We start from the raw sequence: 20850 nt of genomic DNA, 5'->3' as shown, positions 1-20850 counted from the left end.
TTAGTATAGTTGCTACAATCAAATTAATAAAAATTAGTAATCGATAAGGTAGAGGTGCAGATAATAAAAGTAATCAGCAGGAGAATGACATCTATGATTGTTGATAAAAGGATTATTTGCCGAAGCGTAAGAAGTGTCAGCTTTTTTCGCTGGTGTGCTTTTGAAAAAGAAGTATGCTGTCATACATGGGAAGTGTATGGAGCACTGCTAATCGAGGAAAGGCGACTGGATGCACTAAGTATCTGTCTCTAAGCTGCCTTTCCTCTATTTAGACTCCTGCACTTCCACATAAATGGGAGTGTTTTTGTTTTAAAATAGGAAAGTATACAGGTATGAAAGGGCAAGCCCAGCTGCGACTGACAGGGCGCCCTAGTGCTGGTATGACGGACATTGAGCACCGGAAAACGTGATTGAATGTCTATCATAAGAGTCATGACGGGCATTGAGCACCGGGAAAACGAGTTGAATGTCTATCATAAGAGTCATGACGGACATTGAGCACCGGAAAACGAGGTTGAATGTCTATCATAAGAGTCATGACGGACATTGCGCACCGGAAAACGTGATTGAATGTCTATCACAAGAGTGATGACGGACATTGAGCACCAGAAAACGAGGTTAAATGTCTATCATAGGAGTGATGACGGACATTGCGCACTGGGAAAACGTGATTGAATGTCTATCATAAGAGTCATGACGGACATTGCGCCCGCAAAACGCACGGCACTTTCTTTTTTGACCGATTTATCATTCTACTAAACTTTTTATAGAAAAGCAGGTTTACTTTAGTAGTAATTCACTATATTTGTTCATTGCAAAAAGGAGTGTTCACATGAAAAGATTATTTATTAATGGGAGAATATACACATTTGACCCAACCAGGCCTGTAGCAGAAGCTGTTCTTATAGAAAATGGTTGCTTTATGGATATAGGCAATACTGTTGAATTGCGGCAACGTTGGGGAGATGAATTGGATATAGTTGATTTAAAAGGTAAAACAGTGACCCCTGGCCTTATTGACAGCCATCTTCATCTGTCCTTGATTGCTAATAGTTTTCTAGAACTTGATCTAACAGGAGTTACATCAAAATTTGACATGCTGGAGAAAATCAAACATAAAGCGAACTCCCTTCAACCTGGAGAGTGGCTGCTGGGAAGTGGCTGGGACGAAAATCTGTTTGAAGATGGTAGGTTTCCCTCTATTCAAGAATTAGATGTGGTTGCTCCACAAAACCCGATATTTTTATCGCGTGTTTGTCTGCATGCCGCTTTAGTCAACAGTAGAGCATTAAAAATTAGTCAGTACCACCAAGGAATTCGTGTGCCTGAGGGAGGAGAGATAGTTTTAGATCCGGTATCTCATAATCCGACTGGTTTACTATTAGAAACAGCAACCGAGTTAATTAAAAAGTACATTCCAGAAAAGTCTTATGCACAATTGAAATATGCGATGAAAAAAGCCATGCAGTACGCAATCAGCTTGGGAATAACAAGCGTACATACAAATGACCCCTTTTACTTAGGGGGATTAGAGCAAACTTACCAAATCTATGATGAACTATTAAACAAAGACAACATTGGTTTACGATGTAATCTATTAATCAATCATGAATTTATAGATGATATTAGAAAAATGGGAATGTATGCAGGATATGGAAATGATACGTTAAAAATCGGTGCCATAAAAATATTTGCAGATGGGGCATTTGGCAGAAGAACGGCATTATTATCCGAGGCTTATACGGATGCTCCAAATGAATTTGGTAATGCTATTTTTGAACAAACGACACTCTATGAAATAGTGCGAAAGGCCAGGGAGCTATCTATGCCAATTGCAGTTCATGTCATAGGAGACCAGGCATTGGAAAATGTTCTTGATGTGCTTGATCAATTTCCAACTGCCGCTTATCGTGACCGACTTATTCATGTTCAAGTAGTGCGTGAAGAGTTAATCGGTCGATTAGCAGTTCCTACTCGAATTGCAGATATACAGCCAAGGTTTTTAGTTGGAGACTTCCCTTGGGTAGAAGAGAGACTTGGCGAAAAACGGATGAAATTAGCTTATGCATGGAAAACGTTACAAGCATCCGGCGTCATTTGTGCCGGTGGATCAGATTCCCCAGTAGAGCCGCTCAATCCTCTTTTGGGAATACATGCGGCTGTAACGCGTCGAGCGCCTGGGGAGACGCATAACGGTTGGTATGAGCAGGAAAAGATGACCATGATAGAGGCATTCCGGCTATTCACGGAGTTGGGAGCATACCCAACGAACGAGGAAACGATTAAAGGGACGATTGCAAGAGGAAAGCTTGCAGATATGGTTGTATTTTCAAAAGATCCGTTTGAAATGGAAAACCCTGATGAATTGCTGGATACAGAAGTAGAAATGACGATCATTGGGGGAGAAGTAAAGTATAAAAAAGAGGATTAAAAAACAAAATTTTGAAAAACCTGTCAGGTAGCACTTGACGGGTTTTTTAGTAGTATAAAAGTAATAAAGGACATGTACTATTACTCAATACACCTAGAAACAAAACGTAAAAATTAGTTGAAGTATTTAGACTTTTTATTATCTTATTCTTCCTTTATTTGAAACCATGTGGTAGAATCATCAATTATTGAAATAGTCTGATCTTATGAGGAGGGGAAATTTTGAAAGTATTAGAGAAAGTTAGTAATTTAGCAGGAAATACGTTTGCAATATGGGTAATTCTGTTTGGAGTGCTGGCGTTTATGTTTCCAATGGGCTTTACATGGATTGCACCTCACATTGCTTTGTTATTAGGGATAATTATGTTTGGAATGGGGCTCACCCTTTCTCTCCAGGATTTTAAGGGAGTTATTCAGGCACCTAAAGCAGTACTTATAGCAGTAGCAGCACAATATACCATTATGCCATTACTTGCTTATGGACTTGCGAATCTATTCCATTTGCCGGCAGAGGTAGCGGTTGGAGTTATACTTGTAGGTTGTTGCCCAGGTGGAACAGCATCAAATGTGATGACTTTTCTGGCAAAGGGAAACACAGCATTATCTGTTTCTGTAACTGCTGTATCAACACTTCTTGCTCCGTTACTGACTCCTGCATTAACATTGCTTTTTGCAAGTCAATGGCTTCCCGTATCAGCAGGCAATATGTTTATGTCTATTGTTAAGATAGTGCTCATTCCAATCGTACTAGGTATTATTATCCGTTTATTATTCAGTAAGCAAGTGGACAAAACAATTGCTGTTCTGCCGCTGATTTCTGTGATAGGTATCGTAGCTGTAGCCTCTGCAGTAGTAGCCGTAAATAAGGATTCCATTGTTACAACAGGATTATTGATATTTACGGTCGTCGTTCTGCATAATCTATTAGGTCTGTTTTTAGGATATATGCTGGCTAAAGCTTTCCGATTTAATTTGGCTGACAAAAAGGCTATGTCCATTGAAGTAGGTATGCAAAACTCCGGACTTGGATCCGCCTTGGCTTTAGCTCATTTTGCGCCAATCGCTGCAGTTCCGAGTGCTATTTTCAGTGTATGGCATAATATATCAGGTCCGATTTTAGCGACATGGTGGAGCAAACAAAGTGAAACAGATACAACTGAATCAACTAATCAGACAAAAAATATTAGTTGAAAGTTATATAGATTGTATTGCAAGGAAAATGATATATATTATACGGTTTACCATAGCAATAACCAACATGTCCCTGTTAAAGGGGCATGTTAATTTATTCTGTGAAAAGTTATACCACAATTAATTAAATTACGTCCTCAAATTCTTTGGATGACAAGGGTTTATACAAAATTGGAATAAATTAATTATTTTCCACTAGAATAAATACATTGAAGTATTAGAAAATTAGTCATATAATTATTCGAAAGAAAGGGAGGGTATATGATGGAAAAAGATTTACGGATAAAAAGTAAGGTGTTCAGTGAAGGTTCGATGAAAGCACCTAATAGAGCAATGCTGCGAGCAGTAGGTGTTACTGACGAGGATTTTAAAAAGCCAATGATTGGAGTTGCAAGTACATGGAGTGAGGTAACGCCATGTAATATACATATTGATGATTTAGCTATACAAGCAAAAGAAGGTGCAAGAGAGGCAGGGGGCGTGCCTTTAATTTTTAATACAATCACCGTATCTGATGGTATCTCAATGGGAACACAAGGTATGCGTTATTCCTTGCCAAGCCGTGATGTGATTGCAGACTCTATTGAGACAGTAGTTGGTGCAGAAAATTTGGACGGTCTAGTAGCAATTGGTGCATGTGATAAAAATATTCCTGGCTGTGCAATTGCAATTGCCAATGCAGGTGTTCCATCGGTATTTGTTTATGGAGGCACAATTGCACCCGGGAAACACCGTGGTAAAGATATAGATATTGTTTCCGTTTTTGAAGGTGTCGGCAAGCATAATAATGGGGATATCGATGATGAAGAATTGCGTTCCATCGAGTGTCATGCATGTCCTGGAGCTGGTGCGTGCGGAGGTATGTACACAGCGAATACAATGGCATCCGCGATGGAAGCAATGGGGATGAGTTTACCTGGAAGTTCGTCTAACCCTGCAGAAACCGCAGATAAAGCGAAGGATTGTGCCAAAGCTGGGGAAGCAGTCTATCATTTACTTGAAAAAGGAATTTATCCTAAAGATATTATGACAAAAGAAGCTTTTGAGAATGCAATCACAGTAGTCATGGCATTAGGAGGCTCAACAAATGCTATACTGCATTTGCTATCTATTGCTCATGCAATTGAAGTAGATTTAACGATCGATGATTTTAATAGAATTCAAGAAAAAACACCACATTTGGCTGACCTTAAGCCGAGCGGGAAATATGTCATGCAGGATCTTCATCGTGTAGGAGGTGTTCAGGCTGTTATGAAACTTCTCCATGAAGCGGGCTATTTACATGGAGACTGTATTACAGTTACAGGGAAAACTGTAGCTGAAAACTTAGCAGAAGCTCCTTCTTTAAAAGATGGACAAGATGTTATTATGCCTTTTGATAAACCTAAACGAGCAGATGGTCCACTAATTGTATTAAAAGGGAACTTGGCACCAAGTGGAGGGGTTGCGAAGGTCTCCGGTGTTAAAGTGAGTCGACACACTGGACCTGCACGTGTTTTTGATACAGAAAAAGAGGCGACAGCGGCAGTGATGGATAATCAGATTAACGAAGGAGATGTTCTGGTCATTCGTTATGTAGGTCCTAAGGGGGGACCAGGGATGCCGGAAATGCTCTCCATTTCGGCAATACTTGTGGGTAAAGGGCTTGGTGAAAAGGTTGCCCTGTTAACAGATGGAAGGTTTTCTGGCGGCACGCATGGATTGGTGGTAGGTCATATTGCACCAGAAGCTCAATCTGGAGGCCCTATTGCATTTTTAAAAGAGGGCGATATGGTCACCATTGACTCAAATAAAAAGGAAATTTCCTTTGAGGTTACGGCAGAAGAATTGGAAAGCCGCAGAAAAGAATGGTCTGCACCCCCATTGTATAAAAAAGGTATATTGGGTAAATATGCTCACAATGTATCCTGTTCTTCAAAAGGAGCAGTAACAGACTTTCTTGGTAAGTAACCAAAACGAAGTCCTGGTTTCTAAATTAGATTCCAGGGCTTTATTTGTGTTCATGAAAGGTTATCAGTTTAGCAATTTTGTTGTATGGAAGACTTAAAAGGAAGTATGTCCATCATATAATTATTAACTAAACAGTAAACTGCCCTGATAAAAAATTTCAGAATAGAAGAGCTTCCGTTTAAAGAATCATCGTTAAACCCTAAATGAATAACCATTCACTTTGTTTTATAAATATTAATTCACTTTGTAACATTTTTGTAATATCTTATTTGTTTATCCATATGTAAACAATGTAAACGCATTCAAATTAAATGACTTATCAAAAGTATCAAAAAACTTTTAAAATACTGTTGACTCTTTCGGGAAAACGTTATATGATTATCGGCAATATCAAATATTCAAATAATAACGAATAGAGATAAATTAACAATAACTACTTGAGTAAAATAAAATATAAAGAACTCGATGACGGGAAAAAAGGAACATGTATGATGTATTTACAGAGATCTGGGGTTGCTGGAAGCCCAGAAATACATATTGTTCTGACATCATCTCTGAGTGCCAGATTGAACGGAAGCTTCTTATTAGGTCTGGTCAGGTGCAGCTTTATTGTACCTGTTATCAATAAAGGCTTTAATTATAGCCTTATGAGGTAGTATTCGTGAGGATGCTACAAACCTGGGTGGTACCGTGAAAAGAAGGACTCTTTTCTCCCCAATAGCTCTGCAAATATATGCAGATTTATAGGGGGAGGGAAGGGTCCTTTTTGATTTCACCTCTAAAAGCAATAGTAAAACATCGTTTGTTCCAGGAATGGAAGAGCGGGTTTGAATAATTAATTATTATTAAGGGAGGTATGTAGTAGTGAAAGTTGAAGCAAAGCATGAGAAAGAAAGTACAGAACAAATGAGGACCGGGGCTGATTTATTTATTCAGACTTTGGTGGATGCGGAAGTAGACACACTCTTCGGTTACCCAGGAGGAGCTGTATTACCAATCTACGATGCGTTATATCGCAGTAACCCTCCATTTGACCATGTACTTTCACGGCATGAGCAAGGCTCCATCCATGCAGCAGAGGGATATGCACGTGTGACTGGTAAGGCGGGAGTAGTATTAGCAACATCTGGCCCAGGGGCAACAAATCTGATTACTGGTATTACCGATGCCATGATGGATTCTATTCCTCTCGTTATCTTTACAGGCCAGGTTGCCAGCGGAGTCATCGGCACTGATGCATTTCAAGAATCAGATGTGATGGGGATTACCACTCCAATCACGAAATACAATTATCAAGTGAAACAGGTATCTGATTTACCGCGGATCGTGAATGAAGCTTTTCACATAGCTACTACAGGGCGGCCCGGTCCAGTAGTTGTAGACATCCCAAAAAATGTATCTGCCCAGCTAACAGGTACAGAATTCAGTAAAGACTTTAATCTGCCGGGATATCAGCCGAATAAGAAGCCGAACCCCTTACAAATTGTTAAACTAGCAGACGCGCTTAGTAGAGCGAAGAAGCCACTATTACTTGCTGGTGCAGGGGTCGTCTTTGCAAAAGCGACTGAAGAATTAAAAAAATTTGCTGAAAAGTATCAGCTACCAGTTACCAATACGCTATTAGGACTTGGCAGCTTCCCAGGAACTCATCCATTGCATTTGGGAATGGCGGGAATGCATGGCACCTATACGGCTAATACAGCACTTTATGAATGCGATTTGCTCATTAACATTGGCGCAAGATTTGATGACAGACTTACAGGGAACTTAGAACATTTTGCACCACATGCAAAGGTGGCCCATATTGATATCGATCCTGCTGAAATTGGAAAAAATGTAGCAACTGAAATTCCGGTGGTGTCAGATGCAAAAGAGGCTCTACAAGCATTATTGCAAAGTGTTGTGGAGTTACCTGACCACGAGGTATGGAAAGAAACTTTAAAATTAAATAAAGCAGAATTCCCACTATGGTATGAAAAGCCTGAGCAAAAATTATCTCCTCAATGGTTGATAAAGCAAGTATATGAACAATCAAAAGGAGATGCAATTATAACTACAGATGTTGGGCAGCATCAAATGTGGGCAGCACAGTTTTATACTTTTGATAAACCAAACCGTTGGGTTACATCTGGTGGACTTGGAACCATGGGATTTGGATTTCCAGCAGCCATTGGAGCACAATTAGGAGCTCCAGATGATTTGGTAGTTTCCATTGTGGGTGACGGAGGATTTCAAATGACTCTTCAAGAATTATCAATACTCAAAGAGAGAAACCTTCCAGTCAAGATTATTATTGTAAATAACGAAGCGCTCGGGATGGTAAGACAATGGCAGGAAAGCTTTTATGAGGAACGTTATTCTGAATCACTGCTGACGATGAATCCGGACTTTGTGAAACTTGCAGAAAGTTATGGGATTAGAGGTTTACGTATTGACCAGGAAGAGGATGTTATTCCGATGTTACAGGATATCTTTTCATATAATGGCCCAGTTGTAGTAGATTGTCGTGTTGAACAAAAAACATGTGTATATCCAATGATAGCTCCTGGGAAAGGAATCCACGAAATGATAGGGGTGAAGAAATGAAACGGATCATTGTAGCCACGGTCCAAGATAGAAGTGGTGTATTAAATCGGATTACAGGAATGTTGCAGAAACGCCAATTTAACATTGATAGCATTTCAGTTGGTAGTTCTGAAACAGAGGGAGTCTCCAAAATGACTTTTGTAGTTGATGTTGGAGACCACCAAAAACTAGAACAGCTAACAAAACAATTGAATAAGCAAATTGATGTTCTGAAAGTTTCTGATATTACCGATAAAGCCATAGTTGCAAGAGAACTTGCACTGATTAAGGTTGGAGGAAGTGGTCAATTACGCTCAGAGATTCAAGGGATAATCACCCCATTCCGTGCATCCATTATTGATGTAAGCAAAGACAGCCTAACAATTCAAGTGACTGGGAAGCCCGATAAAGTCGAAGCATTAATATCTTTACTGAAACCATATGGTATCAAAGAGTTAACTAAAACGGGTGTAACTGCATTTTTACGTGGGCAGCAGCCACAACAGGTAACAGAGCTTAATTCACATTTAATATAAACGAATAACGCTAGAAATGCCCTTAGATTATATAGTGAAAAGAAAAAAACAAAAAATGAGAGGAAGATTAATATGTCAAAAGTACTTTATGAAAAAGATATCCAAAAAGAGGTTTTACAAGGAAAGAAAATTGCAGTAGTAGGATATGGATCTCAAGGTCATGCCCATGCATTAAACCTTCGTGAAAGCGGATATGATGTAGTTGTGGGTCTTCGCCCAGGCAAGTCTCAACAAAAAGCAGAAGAAGATGGTTTTCAGGTTGTTTCTGTAGCCGATGCAGTAAGTCAGTCTGAAGTAGTAATGGTGTTGTTGCCGGATGAGTTGCAGACAGCTGTCTATAATGAAAGCATTAAACCGAACCTTCAGGCTGGAAATGCAATAGCATTTGCACACGGATTCAATGTACATTTCAGCCAAATTGTCCCTCCTGAAGATGTAGATGTATTTTTGGTAGCGCCGAAAGGGCCAGGTCATCTAGTACGTAGGACGTATGAAGAAGGAGCCGGAGTTCCTGCATTATATGGTGTATACCAAGATGTAACAGGGCAGGCAAGAGAGTTGGCACTTGCTTATGCACAAGGAATTGGAGCTGCACGGGCAGGAGTATTGGAAACAAGCTTCCAGGAAGAAACAGAAACAGATCTCTTCGGGGAGCAGGCAGTATTATGTGGTGGTGTAACAAGTTTAATCAAAGCTGGTTTTGAAACATTAACAGAAGCTGGCTATCAACCGGAAGTTGCGTATTTTGAATGTTTACATGAAATGAAATTGATTGTTGACCTTCTATATGAAGGTGGATTGGAAAATATGCGTTATTCCATTTCAGACACTGCTCAATGGGGAGATTTTGTATCTGGACCTCGAGTTATTGATGAGAACACTAAAGCACGCATGAAGGATATTCTAACAGATGTGCAAACAGGTCAATTTGCTAAAGGATGGATTCTTGAAAACCAGGCAAATCGCCCACAATTTAATGCAATCAACGCTAAAGAAAATCAACATCCAATTGAAAAAGTAGGAAGGGAGTTACGTGAATTAATGCCTTTTGTTAAACAACCATTGCAAAACAAAAATAAACAGCAAAAGGATGTGAAAGAGCATGTCACAAATTAGAATTTTTGACACAACCCTAAGGGATGGGGAGCAGTCACCTGGTGTAAACCTGAATCAACTTGAAAAGCTTGAAATTGCAAAACAGCTGGAACGTTTAGGTGTAAGCAGGATGGAAGCGGGATTTCCTGCTTCCTCCAAAGGGGATTTTAATGCAGTTAAGGCAATAGCCGATACAATTAAAAACACATCCGTAACTGCATTGGCAAGAACGGTGAAATCGGATATTGATACAGCTTGGGAAGCATTAAAAGGTGCAGCTGAGCCAAGTATTCATTTGTTTCTTGCTACATCACCAATTCATATGACTTACAAACTAAAGCAGACACCGGATCAAGTTATTGAAACTGCAGTTAATATGGTGGCATATGCTAAACAAAAATTCACTCATGTTCAATGGTCTGCAGAAGATGCTTCACGTTCGGATTGGGAATTCCTGGCGCAAATCATTGAAAAGGTTATCGATGCCGGTGCTACAGTAATCAACCTGCCGGATACAGTGGGGTATACAACACCGTTAGAATATGGAAATATGTTTAAATATATGAAAGAGAATGTTCCTAACATAAATCAAGCCAGTCTTTCATGTCACTGCCATAATGATCTTGGTATGGCAGTTGCAAACTCTATAGCTGCAGTGCAAAACGGTGCTACACAAATAGAGGGAACTATTAATGGTATTGGGGAACGTGCAGGCAATGCGTCCTTGGAAGAGGTGGCAGTAGCTTTAAAAATTCGCTCTGATTTTTATCCATATACTACGGGTTTAAAACTGGATGAAATCAAACGGACCAGTGACTTGGTAGCAAAATTAACAGGCATGTATGTGCAGGCAAACAAAGCGGTTGTCGGTAGAAATGCTTTTGCTCACGAGTCAGGGATCCATCAGGATGGTGTACTCAAGAATGCCTCTACCTATGAAATTATTACACCAGAAATGGTTGGAGTAAAATCCAATACGTTGTTCATGGGCAAACATTCTGGGCGGCATGCGTTTAAGGATAAGGTGAAAGACCTTGGAATCGACCTTACTAAAGATAAATTAAAGGAAGCCTTTAAACTATTTAAGCAGTTAACAGATCATAAAAAAGAAGTTACAGATGATGATTTGTTTACAATTATTATGGAGGTTCAAACAGATACAGCTTCTGTGAACAAATACCAAATGGAGATGTTCCAAGTACAGTATGGAACTACTAATATACCTACAGCAACTGTACAGTTGAAGACTCCGAGTGGTGAAACAGTGCATGCAGCTCAGACAGCTTCGGGTAGTGTAGAAGCATTATATAAAACGCTGGATGTGTTAATTGAAGAAGATTTGCAGTTAATTGATTATCAATTGAATTCTGTTGGTGGAGGGAAGGATGCACTTGCAGAATCCCATGTTCAGTTGAAGGTTAACGGCGAGACAGTAAATGGGCGGGGTTCAGCTCAGGATGTTATAGAAGCATCAGGAAATGCATTTTTAAACGCAGTAAACAGATATATTGTTCAACAAAATAGTTTTATTAAACAGGAGGTTGGAACGGAAGTGTAAGCGAGAGCCAGGCATGTGGCTCCGCTCGTATTGACAGGTTACGTATAAACATGGAGGAGGGTTATGGTATGAATAAGCAAATTATTTTGTTGCCTGGAGACGGTGTTGGTAAAGAAATTATGGAGTCAGCAAAGGTAGTGTTAAATGCAGTAGCCAGTGAATTTGGGCATCGTTTTACATTTCATCAGCATGCAATTGGTGGAGAGGCAATTGATGCTTATGATACTCCATTGCCTGAAGATACAGTAAAAGCATGCAATGGAGCAGATGCAATACTACTTGGTGCTGTTGGAGGACCAAAGTGGGATGCACTTCCTGCTGCAAAGAGACCGGAAAAAGGTTTATTAGGGATACGTAAACAGCTAGGTTTATTTGCTAACTTACGACCTATAAAAGGGTTCAATTCCATGTTGCATGCTTCTCCGCTTAAAGAGGAAGTTATTGCAGGAAGTGATATCTTGATCATTCGAGAACTAACAAGTGGGCTATATTTTGGAGAACCGCGTGAAAGACGGGAAAACGGCAACGCGGTAGTTGATACACTTTATTATCATCGATCAGAAATGGAGCGAATTATTGAAAAGGCATTTGAGAGTGCGAGATTAAGAAATAATCATGTTACCTCTGTGGATAAGGCTAATGTATTAGAATCCAGTCGAATGTGGAGAGAAATAGTTGAGGAAACTGGTAAGAAATATCCAGATGTAAAAGTCGACCATATGCTTGTAGATGCCGCTGCAATGAAGCTGATTACACAGCCAAACTACTTTGATGTTATCGTTACAGAGAATTTATTTGGAGATATCTTAAGTGATGAAGCTTCGGTATTGACTGGTTCACTTGGAATGCTACCATCGGCAAGTCTTCGATCAGATGGTCTAGGGTTGTATGAACCTGTCCATGGTTCGGCACCTGACATTGCAGGACTTGGTATTGCTAACCCTGTAGGAATGATTTTATCAGCTGCCATGATGCTAAGATATTCTTTTCAGATGGAAGAAGAAGCCGCAGAAATAGAGCGGGCAGTTAATGATTGCTTGGACCAAGGATACCATACTGCTGATCTTTCCAGTAATGGTGGGATGAAAGTAGGGACAAAGGAAATGACAGCAGCTATTGTTGATTCACTGACAACCAAAAGTGTTTCAAACAGTATATGCAGTATGTATGTTTAACGCGGGGGTGCAAGAAATGGGGAAACCACAAACGATTATAGAGAAAATATGGGAAAAACATGTAGTTCATCAAGAAGAAGGCAAGCCAGATTTATTATATATTGATCTGCATTTGGTTCATGAAGTAACTTCACCGCAAGCGTTCGAGGGTTTACGACTGAGCAATCGGAAGGTGCGGCGTCCAGATCTCACGTATGCTACGATGGATCATAATGTGCCTACACAAAATAGAGAAGTAATAAAAGATAAAGTTTCTAAAAAGCAAATGGAAACCCTCCAGGAGAATTGTAAGGAACATGGTATTAAGCTTGCAGATATGTTTCATCCTGACCAAGGTATTGTCCATGTAATTGGCCCCCAGCTCGGCCTTACTCAGCCCGGTAAAACAATTGTTTGTGGGGATAGCCATACATCAACACATGGAGCTTTTGGTGCTCTAGCCTTTGGTATTGGTACAAGTGAAGTAGAGCATGTGCTTGCTACTCAAACCATTTGGCAAGAACGCCCGAAAACCTTGAATGTCAAGGTTGAAGGTGAATTGGGCCCAGGAGTTACTGCAAAAGATTTGATCCTGGCAATTATCGCTAAATTTGGTGTGAGATTTGGAACTGGCTATGTTATTGAGTATACAGGTCAGGCCGTTCGCAACCTTTCCATGGAAGGAAGAATGACTGTCTGTAATATGTCTATCGAAGCGGGAGCAAGAGCCGGATTAATTAGCCCAGATGAAAAAACGGTAGAGTTTTTAAGAGGAAAAGAATATGTGCCAGATGGCGATGCATATAAGCAGTTGGCAGATTCTTGGCTGCAACTGGCAACAGATGAAGGAGCTAAATACGATAAAACGGTTACTATAAAAGCAGAGGATATTGAACCACAGGTTTCTTGGGGGACAAATCCTGGAATGTGTGTTCCGATTAGTGGCAAAACACCTGATCTCAATGAGGTTGATTATCGTGAAGATGTAGAGCGCGCATTGGAATACATGGGATTAGATGAGAATCAGCCCATTACATCTATAGAAATCGACCATGTTTTTATCGGTTCATGTACCAATTCACGTTTGAGTGATTTACAAAAGGCAGCTTCTATTGTGGATGGGAGAAAAGTGAAGGAAAACGTGCGTGCGATTGTTGTTCCTGGTTCCTTCAGTATAAAAATGCAAGCTGAAAAAGAAGGGCTTGATATGATTTTTAAAAAAGCAGGATTTGAATGGCGTGAAGCAGGTTGCAGTATGTGTCTGGCAATGAATGATGATATTGTACCACCTGGAGGCAGATGTGCCTCAACATCAAATCGTAATTTTGAAGGGCGTCAAGGAAATGGGTCGAGAACTCACTTGGTTAGCCCTGAAATGGCTGCAGCAGCTGCTATAGAAGGACATTTTGTAGATGTTAGAAAATATGCCGGAGTTCCGAGTTAGGGGGTGCAGACATGGAAGCAATTAAAAAACACAAAGGCCTCGTTTATCCTTTGAACCGTACTAATATAGACACAGATCAGATCATACCAAAACAGTTTTTAAAACGTATTGAACGTACAGGGTTTGGCCAGTTTTTGTTCTACCATTGGCGGTTTGACGATAATGGGAATAAACGGCAGAACTTTGCATTAAATAAAGAGGCTTATGAAGGTGTAACTATTTTGCTGGCTGGAGAAAATTTTGGCTGTGGTTCTTCTCGTGAACATGCTCCTTGGGCATTGTTGGATTACGGTTTCCGGGTAATTATTGCCCCAAGCTTCGCGGATATTTTTTATAATAATGCATTAAAAAACGGAATTATACCAATTCAACTGGATGAGGAACAAATTGGTGAATGGATGAAACAGGCTGAAGAAACTTCTATGAGCTTGGATATAGATTTAATTAATCAACAGATTACGGATTCAGCAGGAAATAACATAAGCTTTCATATTCCTGCATACCATAAAGAAAAACTTATTAATGGTTGGGATGAGATTGCTCTTACCTTGAAACATGAGGATAAGATTAGTGCATATGAAGTACGCTAAAACATTTTGTCTGATAAACACGTAAGTAGAATTTATTTTTACAAGAGGAGTGTGAACCAATTGGGAATTGCTTAACAGGTGAAAAGATTCATACGGCGTTAGGGAGACTAACGCCAATCGTTCACCGTACACCTTTAATAACATCAGAGACAACAAATAATCTAGTTGGTAAAAAGGTTTATTTTAAAATGGAAAATCAGCAAAAAACCGGTGCTTTTAAGTTTAGAGGAGCTACCTTTAAGCTTATGCAAATGCCAAAAAGTCAATTGAAAAAAGGTGTGATCACTGCTTCTGCAGGAAATCATGCCCAGGGAGTTGCTTATGCTGCTGCCAAATTAGGAGTAAAAGCTACTATTTTTATGGCAGAAAAAACTCCGCTTGCAAAAGTGAATGCTACCAGAAACTATGGTGCTGAGGTAGTGTTAACTGGAGAGACTTTTCAGGAAGCATATGAAGCTTCTGTTGAGAAACAAATGCAGAGTGGAGCTGTGTATATTCATCCGTTTGATGATTATGATGTGATGGCAGGCCAAGGCACAATTGCTATGGAAATGCTGAAACAAGAGGATAGAATAGATACAATTCTTGCTCCAATTGGTGGAGGCGGTTTAATATCAGGGATTGCGGTAGCTGCCAAGCACGTCAATCGGAATATAAAGGTGATTGGCGTACAAGCTGATGGAGCTTCTGCGATGCATGATAGTTTTCATAGTGGTAAATTAGAAAAAGTTAAGACTGTTTCCACAATTGCAGAGGGGATTGCAGTAAAGCAACCCGGTGAGCATACATTTCCTATTATTCAGAAGTATGTAGATGATATTGTAACTGTATCGGATGAAGAAATTGCGTCTGCAATTGTATATATGCTTGAGAGGAATAAGACGTTAATGGAAGGAGCAGGTGCTGCTACGCTTGCGGCATTGTTCGCTCATAATGATAAGATAAGATCAAGGCATCTTGGTGTTGTGGTTAGCGGAGGAAATATGGATATCGACACAATGGCCAAGATTCAAACCCTTGCTAAAAAGTTACACCAGCCCGCCTAGGGTAATAGAAAAAGGATTCATCTTTACATAATAAAAGGTGAATCCTTTTTCTGGTTGTACAATAAATGACGTTGGTGGGGAAAACTCACCTACGTCATTTTTGTGTTTATAAATAGAAAACAAGTGAGATTCCCTGTAGAATTAAAGTCGCTGAACACTAATTCTGGGAGGGAACTCACTTGTCTATATCAAATGATATAAGAAATTTGTTAGATATTCAAGATAAAAATATTTATGTGAACGAAAATGCAGTGACGTATGGAGAACATAAGGGAGAGACATGTAAGTTTATAAAGGCGACATTAACATATGAAGTGAATCAATGCCCAAACTGCCAAGCAGAAAAAATAGGCTCTTCTATTTATAAGAATGGAACACAGTTATCCCGTATTACCATTCCCACCATGGGAGTTTACCCAACCTATTTATTATTGAGTAAACAGCGTTTTATGTGTAAGCATTGTGTTACAAGCTTTACTGCGCAAACCAATATCGTGAAGCGCCATAGCTTTATATCCTCAAATACAAAAGCACAGATCATTATTAAATCAGCCGGGGCACAGTCCGTTAAAGATATCTCGCAGGACTGTGGTGTCTCTGGTGCAACTGTTCAGAGAGTCATCAATAAAGAGGCGGATACATATAAACCGAACTACAATGCCCTGCCTAAGCATCTATCATTTGATGAATTTAAGTATGCCAAAGGAAAGATGGCTTTTGAATATATCGATGTTGAAACAGGTGACATCTTAGACATTTTAAATAGTCGTGATAACCGCACCATTACAGATCATTTCATCACCAATTATAGCTTATCAACTAGAAAGCAAGTGCAAACCGTGACCATCGATATGAATGCAGGTTATGTAAGTCTGATTAAAGAGATGTTTCCAAATGCGGATATTATTATTGATCGTTTTCATTTGGTTCAACTTATCTCTAGAGCAATGAATAAAACGCGTGTTAAAATAATGAACCAACTCCGAACATCTCATGGAGAAGATCAGAAGAAGTATCGTCGCCTTAAACGTTATTGGAAGCTTTTACTGAAGAAAAGATCGAATTTATCTTATACAGAATATAAATACTACGGCCTATTTGGCCAGCGTCTTGAAAGTTCAGTAGTGCAAGAGATATTGAATTATAGGGAAGAACTTAAAATCAATTATGATTTATATCAGGATGTATTGGAAGCCATGGATGAAAAGAATTACCATACATTGGAAAACGTGTTAAGCAAACAGTGCCCAACTGCAGCGTCCACCTATTTAAGAACAAGCATTAAAACATTAAGGAAGCACTTGCCCTATATAAAAAACAGTTTCCAATATACCTATAATAATGGCCGAATTGAAGGAATTAATAATAAGATCAAGGTACTCAATCGAATTGCATATGGCTACCGGAATTTTAATCATTACAAGAACCGAATACGATTACATTTCAAATTTAAACCTGTGGCAAAGAAGCCTATTATATCTGATGAAAACAAATCACACTCTAGGGTAGCTTAACCTCCCCAGAGTGCGACGAATAAATGCATTTTAAAATCGACTAAAATTCAATACCAACGTCATTTGACTTAGAACCCTTTTTCTATGGGGCAATATGGTATTTTCTGTACAACCACTAATTCACAATGTGGATAAACTCCTAACTAACTTGGTAGTCGTTTATCTCATTTTAAGGAGGTGGATGGACCCATTGATTTCCACTGCCGGGGGACGCTTTCACACCTCCGGGTACAAGTGCGACATCTGTTCGTTACCTCACAGTGTCTTCTTTGCCACCCGGCATGGCTTCAACCGCTTCCTCCGCTTCGTTTAGTGTCTTCAGTTCATGCTATTCCGGCAGGAGTTGTCATCTTCCATTTCAATCAATTGGTGTTGCTAACCCTTAAAGGATGTATCTTTCAGTGAATTAAGTACCAGTAATTAATTTTCTCTTATAAAAACAAACCTTAGCGAAGGGGAAATATGTAGACTCCAGCGGGAAAAGCGAGACTAGCGAGACCCCACAGAACGGAACGTTAGTGTAGTTCGAGGAGGCTTGCAGGCCGCCCGCGGAAAGCGGAATATTTCCCCGTAGCGGTGATTTACGCAGTCTTTTTATTCTAAGATACTTCGCAGTTCTCTCCAACTCCGCATATGTTTATCTTTTAACACCGATTCCTATGTTTTATAGCTTTTGTCCATAATATTTGTCTAAGGTGAATCCACGCCCGAGTATTTCAGAAGCATTAAGGAAAATAACAAAGGATGTGGGTATCTGTTTTTGTAGAATCTTCTTTAATTGAATAGCTTCCTGTTGTTCAGCTACACAGAGAATCATTGTCTTATCCATATTAGAATACCCTCCAACCGAGCGTACCTTTGTAAGGCCACGGTCGATATTTTCCCTGATCAATGATTGAGTTTTCTCTTCTTCTTCTGTAATTATCATAATTAATTTCGTTGCAGAGGTTCGAAGTTGCACGATATCTATAGTCTTACTTGTTATATAAATACACATTAAAGCAAATAAAGTTAATTCCAAATTAAAGACAATTATGGAGGAAATTACAACAAACCCATCAACAATCAATTGAGAGTAACCACTAGACAGGCCAGTGAATTTTTTCACGATTTGAGCTATTGCAGCAGTACCTCCAGTAGAGCCATTACCCTTATATACAATACCCAGACCGGTCCCGAGAATGATTCCTCCATAAAGCGCGCCTAATAATGGGTTCGTTATGGTGTAAGGAATATCAGCACTCAGCCATATAATAAAAGGCACCCAAAAGGTTCCAAGCAACGTTTTCCAACTAAAGTCCTTTCCTAAAGCGAGCCAACCAATAACAAAAATAGGTATATTAATCAGAAACTGTGTATATGCAGGACTTAAATTATATAGTTCATAAAGGATAGTGCTAATTCCTGAGATCCCACCAGCAGCCAGCTTAGAGGGGAGAAGGAATAAGTTATAGGATAGGCCGACCAATGTGGCGCCTACAATAATTTGAAAATATTCCAAGGCGGTTTTATTTTTGTTCATATGTCTTTTTTCCTTTCCTTGTAAAACTAGTACCTGCTATATTCTAACACTAGGAAGGAAGCTAGTAAACTTCAGAACATAAACCACGCCTTGTAATAGTTAAGACACTCAACTTCTCATAAAATAGAAAAAGCACAATCGCCTCGGCAAATTGTGCAGTAAAAGCTTTAGTTATTTAAAGGCAGGCATAGGTTGGCGGGCCGTCATTCTTTTTGCTACTGATTCTGTTAATCCTTTGGTTGTTTTAGGCACAATACTTTTTAATATGGAATTAATCATCGGTGCCATAACACCTTTTGCAGCTATTGATAAATGTCCGGTCATTTCGGTTGTAATCGTATCAACTTCTTTAGCTTTAAAATAACCTTTTCCTACAACATTTTCACTTATCCCTGTAAGGTTAAATGTAACGCTGTTAGGCTCTCTCCACTCCTCGATATCTATCCTTAATGTTACAGTTTTCTGGATCAATCCCGACTCACCTTTTAACTTCCAAATAGACTGTTTTTCATTCAAAATTTTATGGCTCAAATAACCTGGGACTAAGGGAGCCCAATTATCCATGTCGCTGATAAAATTCCATGTAGTTTCAATTGGTACTTTCATGCATAACTGATGAATTCCACTAGGCACGTTCGTTCCTCCTTGTATGTAGGTATTGAAAGTAAATCTGCACACATTGCTTATTATATGGAGAGGGTTATAGTTTTAGAAGCTAATATTTCTTTGAATTTCTTTATTCTAACGTTTTTTAAGAATTTCATATTCTAATTATATATTAGACTGTATGTACAAAAAAGAGGAATTAATCTTTCGTTTGTCGAAATAACTAGTAAACTACAAGGGAGAGTGTCTAAATGATAAACACCGCAAAAATTTTATTTACAACGGATAGCCAAGTGGAAAGTAATTCTGCCTTCATGCAGTTTACAGATAGCCATCCCTCGGAAGTATTCTTAACATACCTGAATGGTGAATGTATAATCATTGGGAAAACAGGTGTAGTGGGGTCCACTTTTGAAGATGTTCGTATGCTTGCTGGAAGCATGGCTAAAGAATTACAAAAGGCTGAGGTTGCTTTCGCTGAAGTACATGGTAAACAAATAATAGAAGCTTTTTCCTCCCTGGAAGAAGTGGGAGTTATTACAGCATTTGTTGAGGGTTGGTATCTTGGAGGGTATGATTTTTCTACATATAAATCGAGCAAGGAAAAAGCACAAACAGAACTGCAAATAGTAAAAGGAGAAAAGTTTCAAGCATCCCAAGAAAAAGGAAAGCTTCGGGCAGAAGCAATGGCGTTTTCGCGTGACCTAATGAATGAAATTCCAAGTGTATTAAATCCTTCAACCTATCCGGAAATATTAAAAAAGGAATTTGCTAACACAAGTGTGGATGTAAAGGTATTTGACAAAGCCGAACTGGAAGAAAGAGAAATGCATGGAGTTCTAACTGTCGGAAGAGGAAGTATCCATGAACCTGCGTTTGTAGAATTGAGATATCGTGGTGATGAATCGAAACCACTTATAGCTTTAGTAGGGAAAGGCGTAACTTTTGATACAGGTGGTATTAGTTTGAAAAAGGGAAAAGATATTAGTGACATGCGCATGGATATGGGAGGTTCGGCTGCAGTAGCTGGTGCTATGAAACTTATAGCAGCTACCAAGTTGAAGGTAAATGTTGTGGCTCTTATACCGATCGTTGAAAATATCCCTGACAATACTGCTGTTATTCCTGGCGATGTCATTCATTATAAGAATGGCATGCACGTACAGGTTGGTAATACAGATGCAGAAGGGAGATTAATTTTGGCTGATGGGTTACTCAGAGCAGGAGAGCTAAAAGCGAAGTATGTAGTAGATATCGCTACATTAACAGGAGCAATTGTAAATGCACTTGGAACAAAGCTTGCTGGGGTGTTTGGTGATGAAACCTTAGCGAATGAATTAAAAACAATAGGCGAGAAAAATGGAGATCATGTATGGCCAATGCCTTTAGTAGATGACTACTTCAGCTACTTGAGCAGTGATTATGCCGACTTTAATAATACAAGTGGAAAAGGGCAAGCTGGTTCCATTGTGGCAGCGCTTTTTCTTCGTAAATTCGTGCCGGAGAATAGTAAATGGTTGCATATAGACATGGCTGGGATAATGCAGGGAGAAGATAAAGGATATTATGCTAAATCAGCTACTGGATTTGGTGCAAGACTACTTGCAGATTTTACAGCACACGTTTCTAATGAAAATTAATTATCGTTC

At 39.4% G+C, this 20850-nt stretch carries 15 protein-coding genes and 1 riboswitch; of the genes, 13 read left to right on the top strand and 2 right to left on the bottom strand.

Going from position 1 to position 20850, the window contains the following annotated elements; genetic code table 11:
- The first annotated feature begins 41 nt into the window (after positions 1–41).
- Positions 42–215: riboswitch (Lysine riboswitch) on the top strand.
- Between the two features lie 617 nt (positions 216–832).
- The 12 genes from BME96_RS14220 to BME96_RS14165 all read left to right on the top strand — a co-directional run bounded on the left by BME96_RS14220 (position 833) and on the right by BME96_RS14165 (position 17073).
- A complete protein-coding gene (locus tag BME96_RS14220; RefSeq protein ID WP_071649365.1) occupies positions 833–2431 on the top strand; it encodes an amidohydrolase in 1599 nt (532 codons plus the stop codon).
- A 221-nt stretch (positions 2432–2652) separates the two neighbouring features.
- Positions 2653–3621, top strand: coding sequence for a bile acid:sodium symporter family protein (locus BME96_RS14215; protein WP_071649364.1), 969 nt, complete (start codon positions 2653–2655; stop codon positions 3619–3621).
- 264 nt (positions 3622–3885) lie between these two features.
- On the top strand, positions 3886–5571 hold the full coding sequence (gene ilvD / locus BME96_RS14210) for a dihydroxy-acid dehydratase (protein WP_071649363.1): 1686 nt from the start codon (positions 3886–3888) through the stop codon (positions 5569–5571).
- A gap of 864 nt (positions 5572–6435) precedes the next feature.
- A complete protein-coding gene (gene ilvB, locus BME96_RS14205) occupies positions 6436–8157 on the top strand; it encodes a biosynthetic-type acetolactate synthase large subunit (protein ID WP_071649362.1) in 1722 nt (573 codons plus the stop codon).
- A complete protein-coding gene (gene ilvN, locus BME96_RS14200) occupies positions 8154–8672 on the top strand; it encodes an acetolactate synthase small subunit (protein WP_019376404.1) in 519 nt (172 codons plus the stop codon). Before ilvB ends, ilvN begins: the two co-directional genes overlap by 4 nt.
- A gap of 72 nt (positions 8673–8744) precedes the next feature.
- On the top strand, positions 8745–9788 hold the full coding sequence (ilvC, locus tag BME96_RS14195) for a ketol-acid reductoisomerase (protein ID WP_019376403.1): 1044 nt from the start codon (positions 8745–8747) through the stop codon (positions 9786–9788).
- Positions 9775–11325 carry a 2-isopropylmalate synthase gene (locus tag BME96_RS14190; protein WP_071649361.1) on the top strand — a complete coding sequence of 517 codons (1551 nt, stop codon included), beginning with the start codon at positions 9775–9777 and terminating at the stop codon, positions 11323–11325. Before ilvC ends, BME96_RS14190 begins: the two co-directional genes overlap by 14 nt.
- 68 nt (positions 11326–11393) lie before the next feature.
- Entirely contained in the window at positions 11394–12500 is a 1107-nt protein-coding gene (leuB, locus tag BME96_RS14185) for a 3-isopropylmalate dehydrogenase (protein ID WP_071649360.1), read from the top strand.
- Positions 12501–12516: 16 nt separating this feature from the next.
- Positions 12517–13923, top strand: a complete 1407-nt coding sequence (leuC, locus tag BME96_RS14180) for a 3-isopropylmalate dehydratase large subunit (RefSeq protein ID WP_071649359.1) — start codon at positions 12517–12519, stop codon at positions 13921–13923.
- Positions 13924–13934: 11 nt separating this feature from the next.
- Positions 13935–14513, top strand: a complete 579-nt coding sequence (gene leuD, locus BME96_RS14175; protein WP_019376399.1) for a 3-isopropylmalate dehydratase small subunit — start codon at positions 13935–13937, stop codon at positions 14511–14513.
- A gap of 59 nt (positions 14514–14572) precedes the next feature.
- Entirely contained in the window at positions 14573–15559 is a 987-nt protein-coding gene (gene ilvA / locus BME96_RS14170) for a threonine ammonia-lyase (RefSeq protein ID WP_071649358.1), read from the top strand.
- 185 nt (positions 15560–15744) lie between these two features.
- A complete protein-coding gene (locus BME96_RS14165; protein WP_071650015.1) occupies positions 15745–17073 on the top strand; it encodes an ISL3 family transposase in 1329 nt (442 codons plus the stop codon).
- A 664-nt stretch (positions 17074–17737) separates the two neighbouring features.
- On the opposite strand, the gene BME96_RS14160 is transcribed toward BME96_RS14165, so the two are convergent.
- Both BME96_RS14160 and BME96_RS14155 read right to left on the bottom strand, forming a co-directional pair.
- Complete coding sequence (locus BME96_RS14160) at positions 17738–18595, bottom strand: YitT family protein (protein ID WP_019376397.1); 858 nt, start codon at positions 18593–18595, stop codon at positions 17738–17740.
- A 171-nt stretch (positions 18596–18766) separates the two neighbouring features.
- Entirely contained in the window at positions 18767–19228 is a 462-nt protein-coding gene (locus BME96_RS14155; protein ID WP_019376396.1) for an SRPBCC family protein, read from the bottom strand.
- Between the two features lie 224 nt (positions 19229–19452).
- Between BME96_RS14155 and BME96_RS14150 the strand changes: the two genes are divergently transcribed.
- Entirely contained in the window at positions 19453–20841 is a 1389-nt protein-coding gene (locus tag BME96_RS14150; RefSeq protein ID WP_071649357.1) for a leucyl aminopeptidase family protein, read from the top strand.
- Positions 20842–20850 lie beyond the last annotated feature (9 nt).

Source organism: Virgibacillus halodenitrificans (assembly GCF_001878675.1).
In the GTDB taxonomy this organism is placed as follows: Bacteria; Bacillota; Bacilli; order Bacillales; family Amphibacillaceae; genus Virgibacillus_Q; species Virgibacillus_Q halodenitrificans.
Note: the sequence above shows the minus strand (reverse complement) of the source record. Positions and strands in the feature narration are given on the sequence as shown.

Coding starts and splice junctions, on each gene's coding strand:
- leuB (WP_071649360.1), top strand. CDS start 11,394: ATGAATAAGCAAATTATTTTGTTGCCTGGAGACGGTGTTGGTAAAGAA.
- BME96_RS14220 (WP_071649365.1), top strand. CDS start 833: ATGAAAAGATTATTTATTAATGGGAGAATATACACATTTGACCCAACC.
- ilvN (WP_019376404.1), top strand. CDS start 8,154: ATGAAACGGATCATTGTAGCCACGGTCCAAGATAGAAGTGGTGTATTA.
- BME96_RS14150 (WP_071649357.1), top strand. CDS start 19,453: ATGATAAACACCGCAAAAATTTTATTTACAACGGATAGCCAAGTGGAA.
- ilvD (WP_071649363.1), top strand. CDS start 3,886: ATGGAAAAAGATTTACGGATAAAAAGTAAGGTGTTCAGTGAAGGTTCG.
- leuC (WP_071649359.1), top strand. CDS start 12,517: ATGGGGAAACCACAAACGATTATAGAGAAAATATGGGAAAAACATGTA.
- BME96_RS14160 (WP_019376397.1), bottom strand. CDS start 18,595: ATGAACAAAAATAAAACCGCCTTGGAATATTTTCAAATTATTGTAGGC.
- ilvC (WP_019376403.1), top strand. CDS start 8,745: ATGTCAAAAGTACTTTATGAAAAAGATATCCAAAAAGAGGTTTTACAA.
- leuD (WP_019376399.1), top strand. CDS start 13,935: ATGGAAGCAATTAAAAAACACAAAGGCCTCGTTTATCCTTTGAACCGT.
- BME96_RS14190 (WP_071649361.1), top strand. CDS start 9,775: ATGTCACAAATTAGAATTTTTGACACAACCCTAAGGGATGGGGAGCAG.